The sequence below is a fragment of the Bacteroides sp. 41_26 genome, from assembly GCF_949740115.1.
In the GTDB taxonomy this organism is placed as follows: Bacteria; Bacteroidota; Bacteroidia; order Bacteroidales; family Bacteroidaceae; genus Bacteroides; species Bacteroides nordii.
The window spans coordinates 17,708-37,901 of the sequence record NZ_CATJGZ010000047.1 but is presented as its reverse complement, the minus strand read 5'-3'; the positions used below and the strand labels follow the sequence as shown (position 1 = coordinate 37,901).

The following is a 20,194-nucleotide window of genomic DNA, read 5'->3' as shown; positions in this document are numbered from 1 at the left end:
ATTCAAAGGTATGGGAGAACTTTTTTTATTTTTATATCTGTTTTCTTGTCGTGAATGCTTCACTCTTGTATACTTCATTTTCTCTTTTCTTGATCTTTATATTGTTCTTTTAGTTTGTATAATTACTCTTTTCCTTTCTATTTTTCAATATTTGTAGAGTCTGCTAAACAATTTGAATGTGTCATTCGTTGTTATATCAGTCGGATTGATTTTGTACGTTTCCCTCATCTCCATTATACTCAATGTCTGATCAATAAGATTGATATAAGAATATAAATAGTATTTTGTTTAATTCCTATACCATGAAGGGGCAGGGCTTGAATCGTGAAGGAGCACGTAAAATAAGATCACCTACTCACGCTGTGAATAGGGCAGCATTACTTCTTTTTAAAGTCTGCTGAATAGTTTCTGATTTTTACAAACTACTTTCTTTCAATTTAAATTTTATAAAAAAATGAAATATGCATTATTTATTGCTATAATGATGTACGGCTTAGTGTGTAATGCCGGCATCTGTAAACACGTATCAGGAAATGGAGATACAGATAACCGGTCTATTTTCCGAATTCAGCAAGACGTGTGCGGATACATGTGGTTTTTGACTTATAACGGGATAAATCGCTATGATGGCACTTCTTTGAAACACTATGATTTACATGCTGATAATGACTCGATTGACTTTTATTCAGTTAATAGTGAACTTTTTACTGATAGTAAAAAAGAGTTGTGGGTAGTTACCCGAAATGGCTATTTATTGTCTTATAACAGGATAGACGACCGTTTTGAAGGCTATTTTGACTTTCGGAAGCAGATAGAAGGAAATTTCACGTTTCTGACTCTTGACAGTTTGGATAATTTTTGGTTTTGTAGTAAAAATGAATTGTATGTCTGCTATTTACCTACCAAGGCCGTACGTCGGATACAGCACCCTTTGGGGTATATAACAGGAATATTGCCTGTGGGGAATAGTCAATATTATCTCAGCTCTGATCGGGGCGTTTTTTCTTTTTCTTTGTTGGATGAGAGTATTACAAATATTTCTCAGGAACTGTCGGGAGGGCACTGTAAGCAGATATATAATCTGTTTTACTCTCCCAAGTGGCATAGTCTTGTCATTGTTGACCGGTCGCAAGGGATAAATATTTTTGATTGCAATAATGGTGAATTACTCTGTTCTCATAAAAGCTGGAAGGATTTTCGGGTAAATAACATGAAGTTATTGGGAGAGGATAATCTTCTGATTGCTACCGATGGAGTAGGGGTTTTTCAAATGAATATGGAAAATTATCGGATCACTCCTTTTCTTGATACTGATATTGGAAAAGAAATGAGTATCCGCAGTAATCGAATTGCCGATTTGTATGTGGATGAATACCAACGCCTATGGGTTGCTGATTTTCCGGATGGAATAACGATGTATACGCCACCTGGTCAGGAAAGATATAAATGGTTCAGACACATTGCCGGAAATAGTCAGTCACTGATTAATGACAGGGTAAATGCTGTGCTGAAGGATTCGGGAGGGCACATCTGGTTTGCTACAGATAAGGGCGTTTGTTGTTTTTCTCCTGAAACCAGTCAGTGGCAGGAGCTGACATCAAACTTACCTTGTAAGTTATACACCTCTCTTTGTGAATTACCTTCGGGAGATATTTGTGTGGCCAACTATATGCATGGATTATTTCTGATTCGTAAAGATGAAATGGAAATAGGGGATAAATTTGCTGATACAATATCTGCCAATGTAGTTTTTCCAAAAGACGATACTTATGTATGGATAGGTACTGACTGTGGGTTATATTTACTAAATGGGAAAACTCAGGAATGGAAAAGGATTAAATTACCCGTGTCTTCACAACCTTTTATCCGTTCACTCTATCAGGATAAATATGGTAAACTCTATATTGGTACAGGAGGGAAGGGATTATTAGTTATAAATCAGGAAGAGGATCAGACTGAAATTTATGCCAGTGAATACATTCGTGACATTTCCTTGATTGTACCGGATGGAGATTGTATGCTGATAGGAACCGGAAAAGAACTTTATAATTTTAATCCGGTGAATAAGGAATTTCATTTACTGTTGGGGGGAATTGACTATCTTACTTCCGGAAGTTCTCTGGAGGACGGAATTTTTATGTTGGGCACCTCTATGGGAGCATTCCGGTTTGATAAGCAGGCATCATTTTCGTTGAATAGCATTCATCCATATCTGTATCTGGATAATTTTAGTATTTTACATCAACTGATTACTACTACCACGAAGAATACTCCCCTAAATCATGCTCTGAATTATACGAAAGTGCTGAATTTGAGTTATGATCAAAATACATTCTCATTTACAGCTGCTGCTATAAATTATGATGCATCTGATTTGATTTTGTATTCATGGAAATTAAATAATCGGGAGTGGACTCCACTTACCCGAAAAAATCTTATTTCTTTTTCTAATCTAACTCCGGGAGAACATCTGGTATCTGTGCGGGCAGTATCCGCGCAGAATGGTAATCCGATTTCACAAAGAAATATGCGGGTCATCATACATCCCCCCTTGTGGCAAACGAGAGGGGCTTTTTTATGCTACGGCATATTGATCGTGTTATTGGGCTTTCTGTTTGTTTATGTTTGGTTGGTATGGAGACAGAGAAACTTATCCCGGGAAACAGTGAAAGTCTTTGTTAGTGCCGCCCGTGATGTGTGCATGCCATTGACATTGATTAAAAATCCATTGGAAAATCTATGTCGGAAGTACTCTTCGGATACTCTTAAAAATATTTTGCAACAGATCAAAGGTATTGATAGTATGTTTACTAATTTAGTTACTGTTGGGCGTATAACTTCTCATTCCCGGCGCCTCTCTTTACTTGAAACAGAGTTGAATACTTATTTGGGTGAAACAATAGAATCCATATCTTCTTCTGTAAAGCAGAAAAAAATAAAACTGCATTGGGAAGGAACCCCCGGTTTTGTACATGTTTGGATTGATAAAGAAAAGATGACGGCAATATTACAGGGACTATTAGAAATGATAGTTGATTGTATGAATGAGGGAGAAAGTATCGAAATAGTTACTGTATATACTTTGCGAAACTGGAAAATTAAATTAGAATTTACAGATAATGACTGTATTAAAAAAAAATGCTATATCACAAAAAAGGGGCGGAAACTTACTCATTTGGCGTAATAAGTTGGTTACTAATCCGCAGATTAATACAATTACATAAAGGAAAAATTCTTTTCTGTTCAAACAAAAATAAAAAAGCATCTGTCATGCTTACTTTCCCTATCGTTTTCAGAAAATTCTCAAGTGTGCAGCATTCATTGTCAGTTACTTCATTATTCAGAACTTCGTTTTCTACTTATAAAAAACATCCGGATGAGGAGGCTTTTTTGTTAAGAGACACCGTTCGCGGGAAGTTTTCAGAAAGAGAAAATCGAGAGAAGCATTCTATCCTGTTGGTGGAAGAAAATCGAGAATTCAGTTCGTTCTTAATACAGGTGTTATCAGAAGAATACAATGTTCATACGGTATCTAAAGCAGAGTCGATCTGTGATGTAATGCGTAAAGAACGACCGGAGGTTGTACTTTTGGCTGAGGCTTTTGATATGATTTCGGGAGAAAAACTTTGTCTTCAAATAAAATCTGATGTGAAAACTGCTCATATTCCTGTTATTCTATTCAAAGATCCTGTGAATGTGGAAGATGATTCTCAAAGAGTGGCAGATTGTTGTTTGGCGTTGCCTCTCGATATATCTCGCCTGCGGGTAGAGATAAACAACTTGATATTTAATCGTCGGATTATAAGAAAAAGATATATAACATTAGTGCTTGGCGGTAAAGATGAGGCTAAATCCGATCTTGAAGATGCTTTCTCCGGAGATGAACAAAATTTTCTTGATAAAGTACGGAGGCTCGTAGAGGAGAATCTTTCCAATCCCGATTTTAATGTGGATGTACTTAGTGCTGAGATGAATATGAGCCGATCCGGTTTTTATACCAGGATCAAATCGATCACTCATCAGGCACCGGCCGACTATATTCGTACGGTGAAGCTGAATAAAGCTTTGATTCTATTGATGAGTAAAAAATATACGGTAGCCGAGGTAGCAGATCTTACAGGATTTAGTGATCCGAAATACTTCCGGGAGGTTTTTAAGAAGTATTACGGAGAATCGCCCAAAAAGTTTGTGAATAGTTTATAACCGGAGGTTAGTGAAATGAAAATCCGTGTAAATCCTATTAGGATATATGCGGATTTTCTTATATTTGATCTTCGAAACTGAAGATTGTGGAACGAAAAATAATTCATATTGACATGGATGCATTTTATGCTTCCGTAGAGCAGCGGGATAATCCGGAACTGCGTGGTAAACCGCTTGCTGTGGGGCATTCGGAAGAGCGGGGTGTAGTGGCGGCTGCCAGTTATGAGGCTCGTCGTTATGGAGTACGTTCGGCCATGGCATCGCAGAAGGCCAAACGTTTGTGTCCGCACTTGATCTTTGTTCCCGGACGAATGGAAGTGTATAAATCTGTATCACGTCAGATACATGAAATATTTCATGATTATACAGACATCATTGAACCACTTTCACTGGATGAGGCTTTCCTGGATGTGACGGAGAACAAACAAGGGATCCGGCTTGCTGTAGACATAGCTTGTGAAATAAAAAAACGTATTCGGGAAGAATTGAACCTGGTAGCTTCTGCCGGTGTGTCTTACAATAAGTTTTTGGCAAAGATTGCTTCGGATTATCGTAAGCCCGACGGGTTGTGTACCATTCATCCGGATCAGGCTATGGATTTTATAGGTACTCTACCTATTGAATCATTTTGGGGAGTAGGGCCGGTGACAGCAAAAAAAATGCATTCTTTGGGTATTCATAATGGATTACAGTTACGCACATGTTCGGTGGAAATGCTTATCCGGCAGTTTGGTAAGGTTGGTACATTGTATTATGATTTTGCCCGCGGAATAGACCTTCGCCCGGTGGAAGCTATTCGCATCCGTAAATCGATTGGTTGCGAACGAACATTAGAGAAAGATATCTCTTTACGCTCTTCAGTTATTATTGAACTGTATCATGTGGCTGTGGAGCTGGTAGAGAGGTTACACCGAAAGGAATTTAAAGGAAATACATTGACGTTAAAGATTAAGTTTCATGATTTTAGTCAGATAACGCGTAGTATCACCCAGGTTAATGAACTGATAAATTTGGATAAGATTCTTCCCTTAGCAAAGCAGTTATTAAAAGAGGTGGATTATGAACATCACCCCATTCGGTTGATAGGGCTTTCTGTTTCCAATCCGAAAGATGAAATAGAAGAACAGCACGGAGTGTGGGAGCAGCTTAGTTTTGAGTTTAGTGACTGGGGATAAAATCTGTTACGGTACAGATCAGTTTGCAATAAACTCTTGCGCATAAATGAATTGTGTAGATAAAAAGAAAGCGGAGAACCTTTTCAGACTCTCCGCTTTTGTTACATATAATATAGTGGTGTGTTTATTACATGGCAATCTGCTTTGAAAGCAGTTTTTGAAGTTGGCCATTCAAAGTCTGGCACATTGTTCCGTTTCCCATTGCATGATAACGTTTAATACGATACTGCAACATCATAATTTTTTCATTTGCATTCTTTTTCATAATCTTCATCTTTTTTTGCCCTCCACGTTTTGAAGAGCGGTTTTATATCTTGTTTTCTCTATTAACACTGCAAAGATACGAAAAGTTCACGAAAAACATGTTGTGCAACATAAAAATTATGCTTTTTACCCTCTTTTTTCTTGAAAGAGGCCGAAATGACAAGTGGATATTACAAATATATTACATAACTTTGTGCTCTATGATACTATTCTAACTGAGCAGATTTTGATTGTACCTTATTATATAATATAGAAATAAAATGAAAACATCGATTCACTTTTTCTCGTGCCTGTTGTTGGCTGTTTTCTTATTATCCTGTGGTGAAACTCATTTCCTGAAGGAGGAAGCATATCGTAATCAGGTGAAAGCTGATTTCGGAATAAAACAATTGCAACTTCCTTTGGGTAACTTGTTTGCTATCTTTAATGATTCTACGTTGACTACTGCGGAACGGGAAGCGTTGATGTTTTTGTATGCTTATATGCCTATAGGAGATATCACTGACTATTCGGGAGACTATTATCTGGAAAATATCCGTTTGTCTGAACAGGCCCGGCAAGAAATGCCCTGGGGAAAGAAGATCCCAGAAGATGTTTTTCGTCATTTTGTACTTCCTGTCCGGGTGAATAATGAGAACCTGGATAATTCCCGTAGTGTGTTTTATGGTGAGCTGAAAGAACGCATTAAAAAACTTTCGATGCAGGATGCTATTCTTGAAGTAAATCACTGGTGCCATGAGAAGGTAGTTTATCGTCCGAGTGATGCCCGTACCAGTTCACCGTTAGCTTCTGTCAAGACGGCTTACGGACGTTGTGGTGAAGAATCTACCTTTACCGTAGCTGCACTTCGGGCGGTGGGGATTCCTGCCCGGCAGGTATATACTCCGCGTTGGGCACACACAGATGATAATCATGCCTGGGTAGAGGCTTGGGCAGATGGTAAATGGTATTTTTTCGGAGCTTGCGAACCGGAGCCTGTCTTGAATCTGGGATGGTTTAACGCACCTGCCAGCCGGGGGATGCTGATGCATACAAAAGTATTTGGACGTTATAAAGGAGCAGAAGAAATCATGTATGAAACACCCAACTATACTGAAATTAATGTTATTGAGAACTATGCCCCTACGGCAAAAGCAGTTGTTATGGTGGTAGATGCCGGTGGTAATCCTGTGTCGGAGGCTAAGGTGGAGTTTAAGGTATACAATTATGCCGAGTTCTACTCAGTAGCTACCAAGTATACAGATGACACCGGCCGGGTTTCGTTGACAGCGGGTAAAGGAGATATGCTGGTGTGGGCTTCAAAAGGAGATAATTTCGGATTCAGTAAACTATCTTTTGGAAAAGAGAGTGAACTGACGCTTGTCCTTGATAAGAAACCGGGTGAGACGTATTCACTGACACTGGATATTGTTCCTCCTGCCGAAGGTACGGATTTGCCTGAAGTAACTCCGGAACAGCGGGCAGAAAACAATCGTCGTATGGTACAGGAGGATTCTATTCGTAATGCATATGTGGCTACCTTTGCCACAGAAGAGCAAGGAGTGGCATTTGCCCGTGAGTATGCTATGAATGCTGAGTCTGTATCTCGTCTGTTGGTTGCTTCGAGGGGTAATCATCAAACGCTGACCGATTTTCTTTCGGTTGCTGCCAAAGAGAAGAAGGCAGAGCTTGCACTTAGTTTGCTCAGGTTGGTATCGGATAAGGATTTGCGCGATGTAACACCGGAAGTTCTGGAAGATCATTTCCGCCATTCCGTTGCCGGGTATTGCGGAGATTATTATTATTCTATTCTCAATCCGCGGATAGCAAATGAAATGCTGACTCCTTATAAGGAGTTTTTCCAGAAAGCTGTTTCGGCTGATGAAGTGGAACACTATCGAAAAAATCCACAAGCATTGGTAGCTTGGTGCAAAAAGAATATTGTTATTAATAATGAGTTGAATTCACAACGTATTCCTATGTCGCCTGCAGGTGTATGGAAAGCATCGGTAGCTGATGAAAAATCCAGGGATATTTTCTTTGTAGCCTTGGCACGTGCTTTAGGCATTCCTGCCTGGATAGACGAGGTGACGGGGAAAATACAGTATAAAGATTTTGCTAATAACAGATTGAAGAATGGAGAAACCTTCGATGTGGATTTTGAGGTGGCCGAACAGACCCTGGCACCTTCGGGTGTTGTAAAAGCCACTTATCGGCCTATCCGCTCACTCGATAATCCCAAGTATTACTCTCATTTTACACTGTCACGTTTTAAAGAGGGTACTTTTCATCTGTTGAACTATGATGAAGGTACTACTTCCTGGGAAAATCTGTTGAAGAACGGTACACGACTGGATGCCGGTTATTATATGCTTACCACCGGGACCCGCCTTGCCAATGGCTCTGTACTTGCTAATCTCTCTTTCTTCAATGTAGAGAAAGACCAGGTGACAACGACTGCTTTGACAATGCGGCAAAGTGAAACTCAGGTGCAGGTTATCGGTAATTTTAATTCTGAGTCTATGTATCGTCCGGTAGAGGGTAGTGATATGCAAAGTATCTTGCAAGCCTGTGGACGTGGTTACTTTGTTGTGGGTATACTGGGCGCAGGGCAGGAGCCCACCAATCATGCTCTGAAAGATATTGCTGCATTGGGTAGCGATTTCGAGAAGTGGGGACGTAAAATGGTATTTCTTTTCCCCGATGAAGAACAGTATAAAAAGTTTCATCCGGCAGAATTCCCAGGATTACCTTCTATTATTCTTTATGGGGTGGATGTGAACGGAAGTATTCAAAAGCAAATTGCGGAATCTATGAAATTGTCGAATTCCGAAACATTGCCGATATTTATCATCGCCGATACATTTAACAGGGTAGTCTTTGTGTCTCAGGGATATACTATTGGATTGGGGGAACAATTGATGAAGGTGGTGCATGGTTTATAGGAAAGACAAGTTGCAATAATAGTTAATTATTTGTGTAGAGTGTGTTTTTCATTAAAAATAATTATTACGTTTGCAGCGATTATGATAAAGTATGCATTTTACATATTGATAGGTATATTTTTTGTATTGGGACTGACCATCGCTCCCGGACAAGAATTATCCGGACTTCAGAATGAAATTGAAGTCCGGGTAGGTGATACCTCTCAATCTGTAAAGTCTGCTTGCATTCTATCTTCCAGAACAGATAATGATTGTGTCAGAGATACGCATTCTGTATTTCATGATGAATCATCTGGTTATAAGGTTTGTGACGGGATTCTTTCCAGCCTCTCCGGTTCAAGGAATGTGGCACCGTTTAAACTTTTGAAATTTAATAAGCCAACTTCTGTTATACAGATTCTTAGTGCACTCAGTGTTCAGTTACCCGAGAACAAGTACAGGAATTTACCTTGCAGTACCAGTTGCATGAAGTATTCGTGTGGATACTATATCTATACGTTAGCTCATATTCTTATTTAGTCAATTCACTATTCTATCCATTTGCAGAGTAAGTAATTTCTATACTTTCTCAGTTTCTCTGCGATTTCGATAATCTATTTTTTTATTACCTATTTTTATTCATGCCCACATGGAAAACAAAAAATGTATTTCCAATGGTTTGGAGCAGAAAACTGGTGTGAAAGTATCTTATTGCTATCAATGCGGTAAGTGTACTGCCGGGTGTGTACTGGCTCAGGATATGGACTATGCCCCCAGCTACATCATACGACTGTTACAAACAAAGAACGAGGCGAACGATCGTCGCGTTTTGAGTTCCAATGCCATTTGGATTTGCTTAAACTGTGAAAATTGTATTGCCAGATGTCCTAAAGAAGTTGACATCCCCAAAGTTATGGACTATCTGCGCGAAGAGGCCCGTAAAACGAGAGCTATTAATAAAGAAGCAAAACCAGTGGTTGCTTTTCATTCCGCTTTTCTTGATTCGGTGAAGTATACGGGGAGGTTGTACGAAGTAGGATTAGTGGCTGGATTCAAGGTCCGTACTTTCCGTTTGACACAAGACCTGAATGTAGTTCCTTCTATGTTGATGAAAGGAAAGTTACATATGCTTCCTGATTCAATAAAAGATACCGGAAGAATCAAAAAGATATTTGCACGAACCATTGAAAAGTCCAGATAATATGCAGACTATGAGAACAGGTTTTTATCCGGGATGTTCGCTTACAGGCACTTCACGGGAATATAATGAATCGGTCAAAGCACTGGCAAAGGCTTTCGGACTTGAGTTGGTAGAGATAAAAGATTGGAACTGTTGTGGTGCAACAGCGGCTCACTCTATGGATAAGGAGCTTGCTCTTTCTTTGCCTGCCCGGGTGCTGGCATTGGCTGAATTGCAGGGGCTGGATGAAATAGTTGTTCCATGTGCTTCCTGTTATAACCGCTTGAGTGTAGTTCAGCATGAACTGGCAAGTGATGAAACACTGAAAGAGAGAGTTTTGGAAATTATCGGTATGACTTATCTGGGTACTGTAAAGATACTCAATGTCATTCAGATGATAGAGAAATATATGTTGGGTACACTTTCTGATAAAGTTGTACATCCATTTGCCCACAATGTAGCCTGTTATTATGGTTGCTTGTTGGTACGTCCTCATAAGATTTTGAATTTTGATCGTCTGGAAGATCCTCAGAGTATGGACAAATTAATGTCTCTGATTGGTGCTATCCCTCTGGACTGGGCTTTTAAGACCGAATGTTGTGGAGCTGGTTTGTCGGTTTCTCGTACAGATCTTGTCGGACGTCTTTCTGGTAATATACTGAAAGATGCGGACGACAGAGGGGCAGAAGCTGTGATTGTAGCTTGTCCGATGTGTCATTCTAATTTGGATATGCGGCGTCCTGCCATTAATAGTTATCTTAAAAAGCCGGTTGATATTCCTGTTCTGTATATCACTCAGGCTATCGGGCTGGCTATCGGCCTTACTGCCGCTGAGTTAGGTTTGAACCGCCATTTTATCACCGTCAATCTAAAGGAAGCAGAAGTATGTCAAAAATAGGAGTTTTTATATGCCATTGTGGCGAGAATATCAGTGCTACGGTAGATTGTGAAAAGGTGGCCGAAGCAGCTGCAAAGATGGATGGAGTAGCCTGTGCTATTGATTATAAATATATGTGTTCCGATCCGGGACAGACACTGATCAAACAAGCGATTAAGGAATATGGGCTGGACGGTGTTGTGGTAGGAGCTTGTTCACCGCGTATGCACGAACCTACATTTCGCAGAGCTTGTGCAGAAGCAGGGTTGAATCCTTACCTCTGTGAAATAGCTAATATACGTGAACACTGTTCATGGGTACACGAGAAAGGAGAGAATACCACTCATAAAGCCATCGATATAGTAAAGAGCCTGGTGGAGAAAGTAAAGCGCAATCATCCGCTGACCCCTATTCAGGTACCTATCACAAAGAAAGCATTGGTTATTGGGGGTGGTATTGCCGGTATACAGGCCAGTCTGGATATAGCCAACTGTGGACATCAGGTGATTCTGGTGGAAAAAGAGCCTTCTATTGGTGGGCATATGTCGCAACTCTCCGAAACCTTTCCGACACTGGATTGCTCTCAATGTATCCTTACTCCCCGGATGGTGGAAGTTGCGCAACATCCCAATATCATTCTTTATACATACGCCGAACTGGACTCTTTAGAAGGATTCATTGGAAACTTCAAAGCGAGTATCCGGTTGAAAGCAAAGAGTATCGACGAAAAACTATGTACCGGCTGCGGGCTTTGTACTACTAAATGTCCCACCAGGAAGATTCCAAGTGAATTTAATGCAGGTTTGGGTATGCGTACTGCTATTTATGTCCCTTTTCCTCAGGCAGTACCCAATAAACCGGTTATTGACAGGGCGCATTGTACACACTATCGTACCGGGAAGTGTGGGGTTTGTGAGAAGCTATGTCCTACCGGTGCTATCCGTTTTGATCAGGAAGACCGTATCATCACCGAAGAGGTGGGAGCAGTGGTAGTGACCACCGGATTCAATGTATTAAATACGGACTTCTTTCCGGAATATGGTTATGGAAAATATAAGGATGTGATTTCAGGTATTCAGTTTGAGCGTCTGGCTTCGGCATCCGGTCCTACATTGGGGGAAATACGTCGCCCTTCTGACGGACAGATTCCTAAGAAAATAGTATTTGTGGCCTGTGCCGGTTCGCGTGACCCGGCCAAAGGAATCCCTTATTGTTCTAAAATCTGCTGTATGTACACGGCTAAACATGCCATGCTTTATCAGCACAAAGTGCATGAGGGCGAGTCTTATGTGTTCTACATGGATATTCGTGCCGGAGGTAAAAACTATGAAGAGTTTGTACGCCGCGCCATCGAAGAAGATGGGGTGAACTATGTACGTGGACGTGTTTCGCGCATTTATGAGAAAAATAGTAAATTGATTGTAAAAGGAGTAGACACTTTGCTGGGAGCTTCGCCTGTGGAGATAGAGGCCGATATGGTAGTACTTGCCACAGCCGGAGTTGCCAATAAAGGTGCTGAGGAGTTGGCGCAGAAGCTGCATGTCTCTTATGATCCTTACAAGTTCTTTGCCGAAGCACATCCCAAATTAAAACCGGTGGAAACAAACACGGCAGGTATTTTTCTTGCCGGAGCTTGTCAGGCGCCGAAAGACATTCCCGAAACAGTAGGAATGGCATCAGGAGCTGCCGCTAAGGTTGCCGGATTGTTCTCACAAGCTAATCTGGTTCGTGAACCGTTGATTGCAGTGGTCAATCGTACGGCACCGCCGATGTTCAGCACTTGTGTAGGATGTTTCATGTGCCAGACTGCCTGTCCTTATCAAGCCATTGAGCGTGAAGAGATAAAAGACCGTGGAGGCAATGTGATTAAGACAGTGGCGCGGGTCAATCCCGGTCTTTGTCAGGGATGCGGAACATGTGTTGCTTTCTGCCGCTCCAAATCAATAGATATACAAGGGTATTCCAATGAACAGGTTTATGCCGAAGTGATGGCATTGCTGCAAAACTAAAAAAGAACAGGCTATGAACGAAAATAAAACTGAATTTGAACCCCGGATTGTTGCCTTTGTCTGCAACTGGTGTACGTATGCCGGAGCAGACCTCACGGGAACAAGCCGTTTGAAATATGCCACAAATGTGGAAATAGTACGTTTCCCATGTACAGGGCGCATCGACTTTATGCTGCTGCTGAAAGCCTTTGCAGGAGGTGCCGATGGAATTATCGTCTCCGGTTGTCATCCTAATGATTGCCACTATACTTCCGGTAACTTCCATGCCCGTCGTCGCTGGATTGTATTTCGTGGATTACTGGATTTTCTGGGCATTGATGTACGTCGTATCCGTTATTCCTGGGTGTCGGCTGCCGAAGGAGCCAAGTGGGCGGATCTGGTGAATAGTACAGTAGCAGAAATACGTGAACTGGGACCTTATAAAGAGTATCAGAAAGTTACAAACTATTTGGGAGAGGAGACTATCAATGAGTGCGTTAACTGAAAAAGCGGCAGCATTGCTGTCCGAAGGTATTGTAACCAAAGTGATAGGTTATGAAGAGGGAAATAAGAAACCCCGTCCTTTTTTTTGTGAAAGTGCCGAAGATGCACAACGCCTCATTTATGATAGTCGTTGCATAAATAACCTGGCTGTATATCTGACTAAACCGGAACTGTTGGGAACCGGAAAAGTAGCAGTAGTAACCACTATTCCGGTATTGCGCAGTATTGTTCAACTCTCAGTAGAACACCAGTTGAAAGAAGATAATTTTGTTTTTCTTACGGTGAATCAGAAGGGGGAAGTGATCGAATTTTCAGGTTTTGATGCAATGAGCGAATACCTGGTTCAGTTTCAATATGCAATGGAACAGAAGGAACAGGAAATGATTCTCAAACTGGAGGGGATGACCCGTGAGGAACGTTGGGCTTTCTGGATGCAGGAACTTTCTCAATGTTTCAAATGCTATGCCTGCCGGGCAGCCTGTCCTTTGTGTTATTGTACACGTTGTATTGTTGAGGTGAATTGTCCTCAATGGATTCAACCCTGGGCTGCTCCGATAGGGAATTTTGAATGGCAGATAAATCGTGCTATGCACCTTGCCGGACGTTGTACTGGTTGTGGTGCTTGTGGTGAAGCCTGTCCGGTAGGTATTCCGATACATCTTCTGACTCATAAGATGATGGAGGATATCGGAAGTGAGTTCGGACTTACTCCCGGACAAACTGCTCAGAATGGGAATGTACTCTCTACATTCAATGTGGGGGATAAGGAGAACTTTATACATTAAATTGCAGTCATGGAAAATCTACATATAAGTAAGAATAGCCTTGAACAGTGGCTGAACCAGATGCTGAAAAAAGGAATGCGTGTACTGGCTCCCGTACAGCACGGAGATAAAATAGACTTCCGGCAAATTACTTCACCGGATGAGGTGGCAACAGACTATGTACAGACTACTCAATCGGTCAAACGGGTTGTTTTTCCGACAGCCGAAGTGTTGTTCTCTTATCATAAAGAAGGCAAAGATACTACGCTGAAAGATTCTAATCCCGATGCTCTCCCTGAAACGGTGTTATGGAAAATCCGTCCTTGTGATGCTGCCGGCTTTGCCCCGCTTTCCGGGATATTTAATTGGGATTATAAAGATAAACTTTATAATGCACGGCGTGCTAAAACTACGCTGATCAGCTTTAGTTGCTCCCGTTGTGATGAGTCCTGTTTTTGTACTTCGGTGAACGGAGGACCGGGAAATACCAACGGAAGTGATATACAGGTAACACTCCTGCCTGATGGAAGTGCTTTTGTGGAGATATTGACAATGAAAGGAAAGGCACTGGCAAAACTCTATATTGTAGAATTTGAACCTGCCGGTGATATCGATAAAGATAAATATTTAGCTACCGTTACAACACATTTCACTCCCGAAGCAATTCGTGAGAAACTTACTGATGCCTTTGATAGTCCGGTTTGGAAACAACAGTCGGAACGTTGTTTAGGATGCGGAGCCTGCGCTTTTGTATGTCCTACTTGTGCCTGTTTTGATATTCAGGAAGATGCCAAAGGATCATCCGGCAGACGTATCCGTTGTTGGGATTCATGTGGCTTTTCTCTCTTTACACAACATACCTCCGGGCATAATCCGCGTCCTACGCAAAGTACCCGTTGGCGTCAGCGGATATTACACAAGTTTTCTTATATGCCCGAGAGGATACACGAAACAGGTTGTACAGGGTGTGGACGTTGTTCCCGTGCCTGTCCTGTAGATATGAATATACTTGAACATTTAATTTCTATTGCCAATCATGAATGAGCAGTCAAACATATATCTTCCACACTTGATGGTGGTGGAAAAGATAACCCGGGAAGCTCCGGGAGTCAAAACTTTCCGGTTGAGATTTAAGGATGAAGAGGAAGGGCGAAACTTTCACTTCAAAGCCGGACAGTTTGGTGAGTATTCTGCTTTTGGTGAAGGAGAGTCTACCTTTTGTATTGCCTCTTCTCCTACGCGTGAGGGATATATAGAATGTACTTTCCGCCAGGCGGGAAGGGTGACTACCGGGTTATCTAAACTTGAAGAAGGAGTAACGGTGGGCTTTCGGGGACCTTTCGGAAATACATTCCCCATAGATGAATGGAAGGGTAAGAATCTGCTGTTCGTAGCCGGTGGTATTGCACTTCCTCCTATGCGTTGCGTCATCTGGAACGCTTTGGATACGCGGGAGAATTTTAAAGATATTACGATTGTTTATGGTGCAAAGTCTGTCAACGATCTGGTATATAAAGAAGAGCTGAAGGAGTGGGAGAACCGTCCGGATGTCAATCTGATTACTACGGTTGATCCGGGAGGCGAAACATCCGACTGGAAAGGTAAGATTGGTTTCGTTCCTTCGGTTCTGGAAGCAGCAGCTCCCGATAGTGAGAATACGGTGGCTATTGTCTGTGGTCCTCCGGTGATGATTAAATTCACTTTTCCGGTATTGGAGAAGTTAGGTTTTAAAGACGAGAACATTTATACCACCTTGGAAAATAGAATGAAGTGTGGTGTAGGTAAGTGCGGACGTTGTAATGTCGGAAAACTTTATGTTTGTAAGGACGGCCCGGTATTCACGAAAGCAGAATTGAATGATATACCTCCCGAATATTAGTTGATATCCGGGGATAAAAGATATTGTAGTTCCGTTGTGATAACGGGATAAGCATCATATAAGGACAAGATGTAACCGAAGTGATTCAGGCAGTGCATCAGCCGATTGCCCTTATGTGGATGAATGAGGAAAGCCCAATGGAATTAAAAGAATTTCATGTGTGTCTAAATAATGGTTTACCATTGGGCGCCTCTTCTTTACTTTGAAACGAACTAATAACTTAAAATATATTACTATGTTAAAATTATTATTAGCCACTTTTGCCATGATGGGACTTACGTTCGTCATAGGCTTTTTTGTAGCTGCAGTGATAAAACTTATTGCAAGTGCAGCCGATTCACTCGATTTCTATAGCTCTCATCAGGTAGAACTCCAACGATTGCGGCGTTTAAAGAAAGTACGTCAGAATGTGGAGCGTTTGTTGTGGCACAATGCCATAGCTGAACAGGATGGTTCGGGCGATAAACGGGAAGATTACAGTCGTGGTATTAATCGGGATATCATTCGTTACCACGGATATTATCATGGGGTAAGTCCGGGTGCATCCGATGATAATCTGTTGGAGTATTATTACCCTGAAGATACCCACATCGTTTATCTTGAAAAACGAGAAGAAATGCTCCAACAGCATAAAGATAACAGTAAGAAATCATCTGCCAATACCAAATAATAAACTTATCATATCATGGAAAATATAGACTTTATGAGCTTGTTCCAAGGAGTGGGAACAATGATGGAGAGTGGCTGGCTACTCGCAAGTGCCCGTGTGTTTCTTGTCGCTTTAGGTTTTCTGCTTATTTATCTGGGCTGGAAAGGTGTGCTGGAACCGATGGTAATGATACCGATGGGATTGGGAATGGTAGCTATCAACTGTGGTACGCTGATAATGCCGGACGGTACATTGGGAAACTTATTTCTCGATCCGATGCTCTCAGATACAGATGAGTTGATGAATACCATGCAGATTGACTTTTTGCAACCGGTTTATACATTGACTTTCAGTAATGGATTGATAGCCTGTTTTGTGTTTATGGGTATCGGTACGTTGCTTGATGTAGGTTTTCTGCTCCAGAAACCATTTGCAAGTATATTTCTGGCATTGTGTGCTGAGCTGGGTACTTTCCTAACCGTTCCTATTGCTTCTGCTTTGGGACTGACGCTTAAAGAGAGTGCTTCGGTAGCTATGGTTGGCGGAGCAGACGGACCAATGGTGCTCTTTACTTCACTGGCACTCGCAAAGCATCTGTTTGTTCCTATCACAGTAGTAGCTTATCTCTATTTGGGGTTGACGTATGGTGGGTATCCTTATTTAGTAAAACTAATGGTTCCCAAACGTCTGCGTGCTATTAAGATGACTACAAAGAAGGCCCCTAAAAATTACGATGCAAAAGTAAAACTGGCTTTCTCTGCTATTCTGTGCGCAGTGTTGTGTTTCTTATTTCCGGTAGCATCTCCTTTGTTTTTCTCTTTATTTATAGGTGTGGCTGTGCGTGAGTCCGGGATGAAGCATATTTATGACTTTGTGAGTGGCCCGTTACTGTATGGTTCTACTTTTATGCTTGGATTGTTACTGGGGGTACTTTGTGATGCCCATTTGTTACTTGATCCAAAGATTCTGAAATTGCTGGTTTTAGGTGTTATCGCCCTGCTTTTCTCTGGCATAGGAGGCATCTTGGGAGGGTATGTTATGTACTTTATCAAAAAGGGTAATTATAATCCGGTGATTGGTATTGCTGCTGTAAGCTGTGTGCCGACAACTGCAAAAGTAGCACAGAAGATAGTAAGTAAAGACAATCCTAACTCTTTTATTCTTGGTGATGCTTTAGGAGCCAATATCTCCGGCGTCATCACCTCTGCTATCATAACTGGTATCTATATAACGATTATACCATACTTGTAAGATAGGGGGGGATTAGTGATTAGTAGTTAGTGATTAGTGATAAGCGAGTAGTGATAAGTAAACTGCGCCATCGTATTGCCGCATGGTACTAATCACTAATCACTAATCACTTATCACTACTCACTGCTTTTATCGTCTTTTCCACCCTTTCTGCGGTAGTTATCTGTTTGGTGTATTCGTCAATTTGTACTGTTCCTCCCATTGAAACGGTAGGGTTTTGGTATTGCATGCCACTGATCACTGTTTCACGTGCCGAGAAGTGGAATTCTTCAATTCCTGTTTCTGAGGCAATACGTGCTATGTTTTTTTCGTTTACACCACAGCCGGCAAGTAGGATAATCCGTCCGGCAGCTTGTCTCCGGAGCTCTTTTAATAAAGGAATCCCGGCTTCTGCGGTTGCTTGTTGTCCGGAAGTCAGTATGCGGTTACAACCTGATTCTATAATTTCTTCCAATGCTTTCTGTGGATTACGGCATACATCGAAAGCCCGGTGAAAGGTAACCGATAACCCGTCAGCAGCTGCTACCAACTCCTTCATTAAAGGCATGTCAACTTCTCCGTCTGGTGTCAGACAGCCCAATACAATACCATCTGCACCTGTTTTCTTTACCATTTCTATATCCCTCAACATCGTTTTCACTTCTAAGGGTGAATAGAGAAAATCACCTCCCCGAGGACGGATTATTACGTGGAGTTTGATATGCAATAGTTCCCGTGCAACAACAATTTCACCATACGAAGGCGTTGTTCCTCCTTCCGGTATTCCGGCACACAACTCTACGCGGTCTGCTCCACCTTGCTGTGCAGCCAGGCAACTCTCTACCGAGTTGGTACATATTTCGAATTTATACTTTCTCATAGCAGGAAAACGTTATTAAAAAAGGGCGAATTGCTTCGCCCTTATCTTGATATTCTTCTTTATTCGTTTTTTTATTTAGCAAAGCTAACCGCACGTGTTTCACGGATTACGGTAATCTTCACCTGTCCCGGATAAGTCATTTCGTCCTGTATCTTCTTCGCAATTTCACCCGACAGGCTTTCTGTTTGCTTATCGTCAATCTTATCTGCACCTACGATAACGCGGAGTTCGCGTCCCGCCTGGATGGCATAAGTCTTTGTTACTCCCGGATAAGCCATAGCCAATTGCTCCAGGTCGTTGAGACGTTTGATGTACGCTTCTACAATTTCGCGGCGTGCTCCCGGACGTGCACCGGAGATAGCATCACACACCTGTACGATCGGAGCGAGCAAGCTTGTCATTTCCGTTTCGTCATGGTGAGCACCGATAGCATTGCAGATATCCGGTTTCTCTTTGAATTTCTCGGCTAACTTCATACCAAGTAATGCGTGCGGCAATTCTGGTTCTTCATCAGGCACTTTACCAATATCGTGCAACAATCCGGCACGTTTTGCTTTTTTGGGGTTCAAGCCTAATTCCGAGGCCATTACAGCACAGAGATTCGCGGTTTCGCGAGCGTGTTGCAGCAAGTTCTGACCATAAGAAGAGCGGTATTTCATCTTACCGATGATACGGATCAATTCCGGATGTAATCCGTGGATACCGAGGTCAATAGTGGTACGTTTACCGGTTTCGATGATTTCTTCTTCAACCTGTTTGCGTACTTTGGATACTACCTCTTCAATACGTGCAGGATGGATACGTCCGTCGGTTACCAACTGGTGCAAAGCAAGGCGGGCTATCTCACGACGTACAGGGTCAAATGCAGAAAGAACGATTGCTTCCGGAGTATCATCTACTACGATTTCTACACCTGTAGCAGCTTCCAGTGCACGGATATTACGTCCTTCGCGACCGATAATACGTCCTTTGATTTCGTCAGATTCAATGTGGAATACGGTTACAGAGTTTTCAATAGCTGTTTCCGTAGCTACCCTCTGAATAGACTGTATCACAATGCGTTTTGCTTCTTTACTGGCTGTCAGCTTGGCATCGTCCATGATATCATTGATATAGGACTGTGCCTGTGTTTTGGCCTCTTCTTTCAAAGATTCTACCAGGCGTTCTTTTGCTTCTTCGGCAGACAAACCGGAAAGTGCTTCCAGCTTTTCTATCTCCTGATGTTGCAGTTTGTCCAGTTCTTCTTTCTTCTTATCAACAATTCCCAGTTGAGCTTCCAGATTTTCTCTTACGGCGTCAGCTTCTGCTTTCTTACGCTGAATCTCTTCCTGACGTTGACTTAATACCATTTCGCGCTGTTTCAGTTTATTTTCAGCCTGCTGAATTTTTTGGTTACGTTGCGCTACTTCTTTTTCCAGATCTGCCTTTTTGTTGAGGAATTTCTCCTTAACTTCCAGCAATTTGTTTTTCTTTATCACTTCCGCTTCGGTTTCCGCCTCTTTCAAGACGTTATCGTATTTGGCCTTTAGTCCGTATCGGAATAATACGTATGACAATATGCCACCTACGATGAAGCAAGCAATGGATGCTACTATTGTTACTAACATTGTAATTTAATTTAAGTATAAATAAAAACGCACCGCAAATACGAGGAAATTCTTTCTCCCGAGTATCTTGCAGTGCGTGGGTTTTCTATAA

17 protein-coding genes are annotated in these 20,194 nt (G+C 41.8%); 14 read left to right on the top strand and 3 right to left on the bottom strand.

Going from position 1 to position 20,194, the window contains the following annotated elements; genetic code table 11:
* The first annotated feature begins 454 nt into the window (after positions 1 to 454).
* The 3 genes from QX565_RS02520 (at position 455) to dinB (ending at position 5,378) form a co-directional block, all read left to right on the top strand.
* Positions 455 to 3,184: a ligand-binding sensor domain-containing protein gene (locus QX565_RS02520; RefSeq protein WP_289291110.1), complete on the top strand. Its 2,730-nt coding sequence runs from the start codon at positions 455 to 457 to the stop codon at positions 3,182 to 3,184.
* Positions 3,185 to 3,270: 86 nt separating this feature from the next.
* Positions 3,271 to 4,203 (top strand): response regulator transcription factor, encoded by a 933-nt coding sequence (locus QX565_RS02515; protein WP_255585307.1) that lies wholly within the window; start codon positions 3,271 to 3,273, stop codon positions 4,201 to 4,203.
* A gap of 83 nt (positions 4,204 to 4,286) precedes the next feature.
* Positions 4,287 to 5,378, top strand: a complete 1,092-nt coding sequence (gene dinB / locus QX565_RS02510) for a DNA polymerase IV (RefSeq protein ID WP_289291128.1) — start codon at positions 4,287 to 4,289, stop codon at positions 5,376 to 5,378.
* A 127-nt stretch (positions 5,379 to 5,505) separates the two neighbouring features.
* On the opposite strand, the gene QX565_RS02505 is transcribed toward dinB, so the two are convergent.
* Positions 5,506 to 5,643 (bottom strand): hypothetical protein, encoded by a 138-nt coding sequence (locus QX565_RS02505; protein WP_002559705.1) that lies wholly within the window; start codon positions 5,641 to 5,643, stop codon positions 5,506 to 5,508.
* Between the two features lie 259 nt (positions 5,644 to 5,902).
* Between QX565_RS02505 and QX565_RS02500 the strand changes: the two genes are divergently transcribed.
* From QX565_RS02500 to QX565_RS02450, 11 genes are all read left to right on the top strand, one after another.
* Positions 5,903 to 8,566: a transglutaminase-like domain-containing protein gene (locus tag QX565_RS02500; protein WP_289291108.1), complete on the top strand. Its 2,664-nt coding sequence runs from the start codon at positions 5,903 to 5,905 to the stop codon at positions 8,564 to 8,566.
* Positions 8,567 to 8,647: 81 nt separating this feature from the next.
* Positions 8,648 to 9,085, top strand: coding sequence for a DUF8440 family protein (locus QX565_RS02495; RefSeq protein ID WP_289291106.1), 438 nt, complete (start codon positions 8,648 to 8,650; stop codon positions 9,083 to 9,085).
* Between the two features lie 109 nt (positions 9,086 to 9,194).
* Entirely contained in the window at positions 9,195 to 9,746 is a 552-nt protein-coding gene (locus QX565_RS02490) for a 4Fe-4S dicluster domain-containing protein (RefSeq protein ID WP_289291104.1), read from the top strand.
* Between the two features lie 10 nt (positions 9,747 to 9,756).
* On the top strand, positions 9,757 to 10,623 hold the full coding sequence (locus QX565_RS02485) for a CoB--CoM heterodisulfide reductase iron-sulfur subunit B family protein (protein ID WP_289291103.1): 867 nt from the start codon (positions 9,757 to 9,759) through the stop codon (positions 10,621 to 10,623).
* Positions 10,611 to 12,611: a CoB--CoM heterodisulfide reductase iron-sulfur subunit A family protein gene (locus QX565_RS02480; RefSeq protein WP_289291101.1), complete on the top strand. Its 2,001-nt coding sequence runs from the start codon at positions 10,611 to 10,613 to the stop codon at positions 12,609 to 12,611. The genes QX565_RS02485 and QX565_RS02480 overlap by 13 nt, the downstream gene beginning before the upstream one ends.
* Before the next feature lie 13 nt (positions 12,612 to 12,624).
* Positions 12,625 to 13,095, top strand: coding sequence for a hydrogenase iron-sulfur subunit (locus tag QX565_RS02475; RefSeq protein ID WP_195350406.1), 471 nt, complete (start codon positions 12,625 to 12,627; stop codon positions 13,093 to 13,095).
* Positions 13,079 to 13,879, top strand: a complete 801-nt coding sequence (locus tag QX565_RS02470; RefSeq protein WP_289291099.1) for a 4Fe-4S binding protein — start codon at positions 13,079 to 13,081, stop codon at positions 13,877 to 13,879. The genes QX565_RS02475 and QX565_RS02470 overlap by 17 nt, the downstream gene beginning before the upstream one ends.
* Positions 13,880 to 13,888: 9 nt before the next feature.
* Complete coding sequence (locus tag QX565_RS02465) at positions 13,889 to 14,902, top strand: 4Fe-4S dicluster domain-containing protein (protein WP_289291098.1); 1,014 nt, start codon at positions 13,889 to 13,891, stop codon at positions 14,900 to 14,902.
* The gene (locus QX565_RS02460) at positions 14,895 to 15,737 is read left to right on the top strand and encodes an FAD/NAD(P)-binding protein (protein WP_289291096.1); all 843 of its coding nucleotides are present in this window, start codon (positions 14,895 to 14,897) and stop codon (positions 15,735 to 15,737) included. The genes QX565_RS02465 and QX565_RS02460 overlap by 8 nt, the downstream gene beginning before the upstream one ends.
* A gap of 235 nt (positions 15,738 to 15,972) precedes the next feature.
* The gene (locus QX565_RS02455; RefSeq protein WP_289291094.1) at positions 15,973 to 16,407 is read left to right on the top strand and encodes a LapA family protein; all 435 of its coding nucleotides are present in this window, start codon (positions 15,973 to 15,975) and stop codon (positions 16,405 to 16,407) included.
* 15 nt (positions 16,408 to 16,422) lie between these two features.
* The gene (locus QX565_RS02450) at positions 16,423 to 17,637 is read left to right on the top strand and encodes a sodium ion-translocating decarboxylase subunit beta (RefSeq protein ID WP_221648689.1); all 1,215 of its coding nucleotides are present in this window, start codon (positions 16,423 to 16,425) and stop codon (positions 17,635 to 17,637) included.
* A 106-nt stretch (positions 17,638 to 17,743) separates the two neighbouring features.
* On the opposite strand, the gene QX565_RS02445 is transcribed toward QX565_RS02450, so the two are convergent.
* A complete protein-coding gene (locus tag QX565_RS02445) occupies positions 17,744 to 18,496 on the bottom strand; it encodes a copper homeostasis protein CutC (RefSeq protein ID WP_221648688.1) in 753 nt (250 codons plus the stop codon).
* 71 nt (positions 18,497 to 18,567) lie between these two features.
* On the bottom strand, positions 18,568 to 20,103 hold the full coding sequence (gene rny, locus QX565_RS02440; RefSeq protein WP_002559711.1) for a ribonuclease Y: 1,536 nt from the start codon (positions 20,101 to 20,103) through the stop codon (positions 18,568 to 18,570).
* Positions 20,104 to 20,194: the final 91 nt, after the last annotated feature.

Excerpts from the sequence above, each read along its gene's own strand:
- QX565_RS02520 (WP_289291110.1), top strand. The coding sequence starts at position 455 with ATGAAATATGCATTATTTATTGCTATAATGATGTACGGCTTAGTGTGT.
- QX565_RS02515 (WP_255585307.1), top strand. The coding sequence starts at position 3,271 with ATGCTTACTTTCCCTATCGTTTTCAGAAAATTCTCAAGTGTGCAGCAT.
- QX565_RS02505 (WP_002559705.1), bottom strand. The coding sequence starts at position 5,643 with ATGAAAAAGAATGCAAATGAAAAAATTATGATGTTGCAGTATCGTATT.
- QX565_RS02500 (WP_289291108.1), top strand. The coding sequence starts at position 5,903 with ATGAAAACATCGATTCACTTTTTCTCGTGCCTGTTGTTGGCTGTTTTC.
- QX565_RS02495 (WP_289291106.1), top strand. The coding sequence starts at position 8,648 with ATGATAAAGTATGCATTTTACATATTGATAGGTATATTTTTTGTATTG.
- QX565_RS02490 (WP_289291104.1), top strand. The coding sequence starts at position 9,195 with ATGGAAAACAAAAAATGTATTTCCAATGGTTTGGAGCAGAAAACTGGT.
- QX565_RS02485 (WP_289291103.1), top strand. The coding sequence starts at position 9,757 with ATGAGAACAGGTTTTTATCCGGGATGTTCGCTTACAGGCACTTCACGG.
- QX565_RS02480 (WP_289291101.1), top strand. The coding sequence starts at position 10,611 with ATGTCAAAAATAGGAGTTTTTATATGCCATTGTGGCGAGAATATCAGT.
- QX565_RS02475 (WP_195350406.1), top strand. The coding sequence starts at position 12,625 with ATGAACGAAAATAAAACTGAATTTGAACCCCGGATTGTTGCCTTTGTC.
- QX565_RS02470 (WP_289291099.1), top strand. The coding sequence starts at position 13,079 with ATGAGTGCGTTAACTGAAAAAGCGGCAGCATTGCTGTCCGAAGGTATT.
- QX565_RS02465 (WP_289291098.1), top strand. The coding sequence starts at position 13,889 with ATGGAAAATCTACATATAAGTAAGAATAGCCTTGAACAGTGGCTGAAC.
- QX565_RS02460 (WP_289291096.1), top strand. The coding sequence starts at position 14,895 with ATGAATGAGCAGTCAAACATATATCTTCCACACTTGATGGTGGTGGAA.
- QX565_RS02455 (WP_289291094.1), top strand. The coding sequence starts at position 15,973 with ATGTTAAAATTATTATTAGCCACTTTTGCCATGATGGGACTTACGTTC.
- QX565_RS02450 (WP_221648689.1), top strand. The coding sequence starts at position 16,423 with ATGGAAAATATAGACTTTATGAGCTTGTTCCAAGGAGTGGGAACAATG.
- QX565_RS02445 (WP_221648688.1), bottom strand. The coding sequence starts at position 18,496 with ATGAGAAAGTATAAATTCGAAATATGTACCAACTCGGTAGAGAGTTGC.
- rny (WP_002559711.1), bottom strand. The coding sequence starts at position 20,103 with ATGTTAGTAACAATAGTAGCATCCATTGCTTGCTTCATCGTAGGTGGC.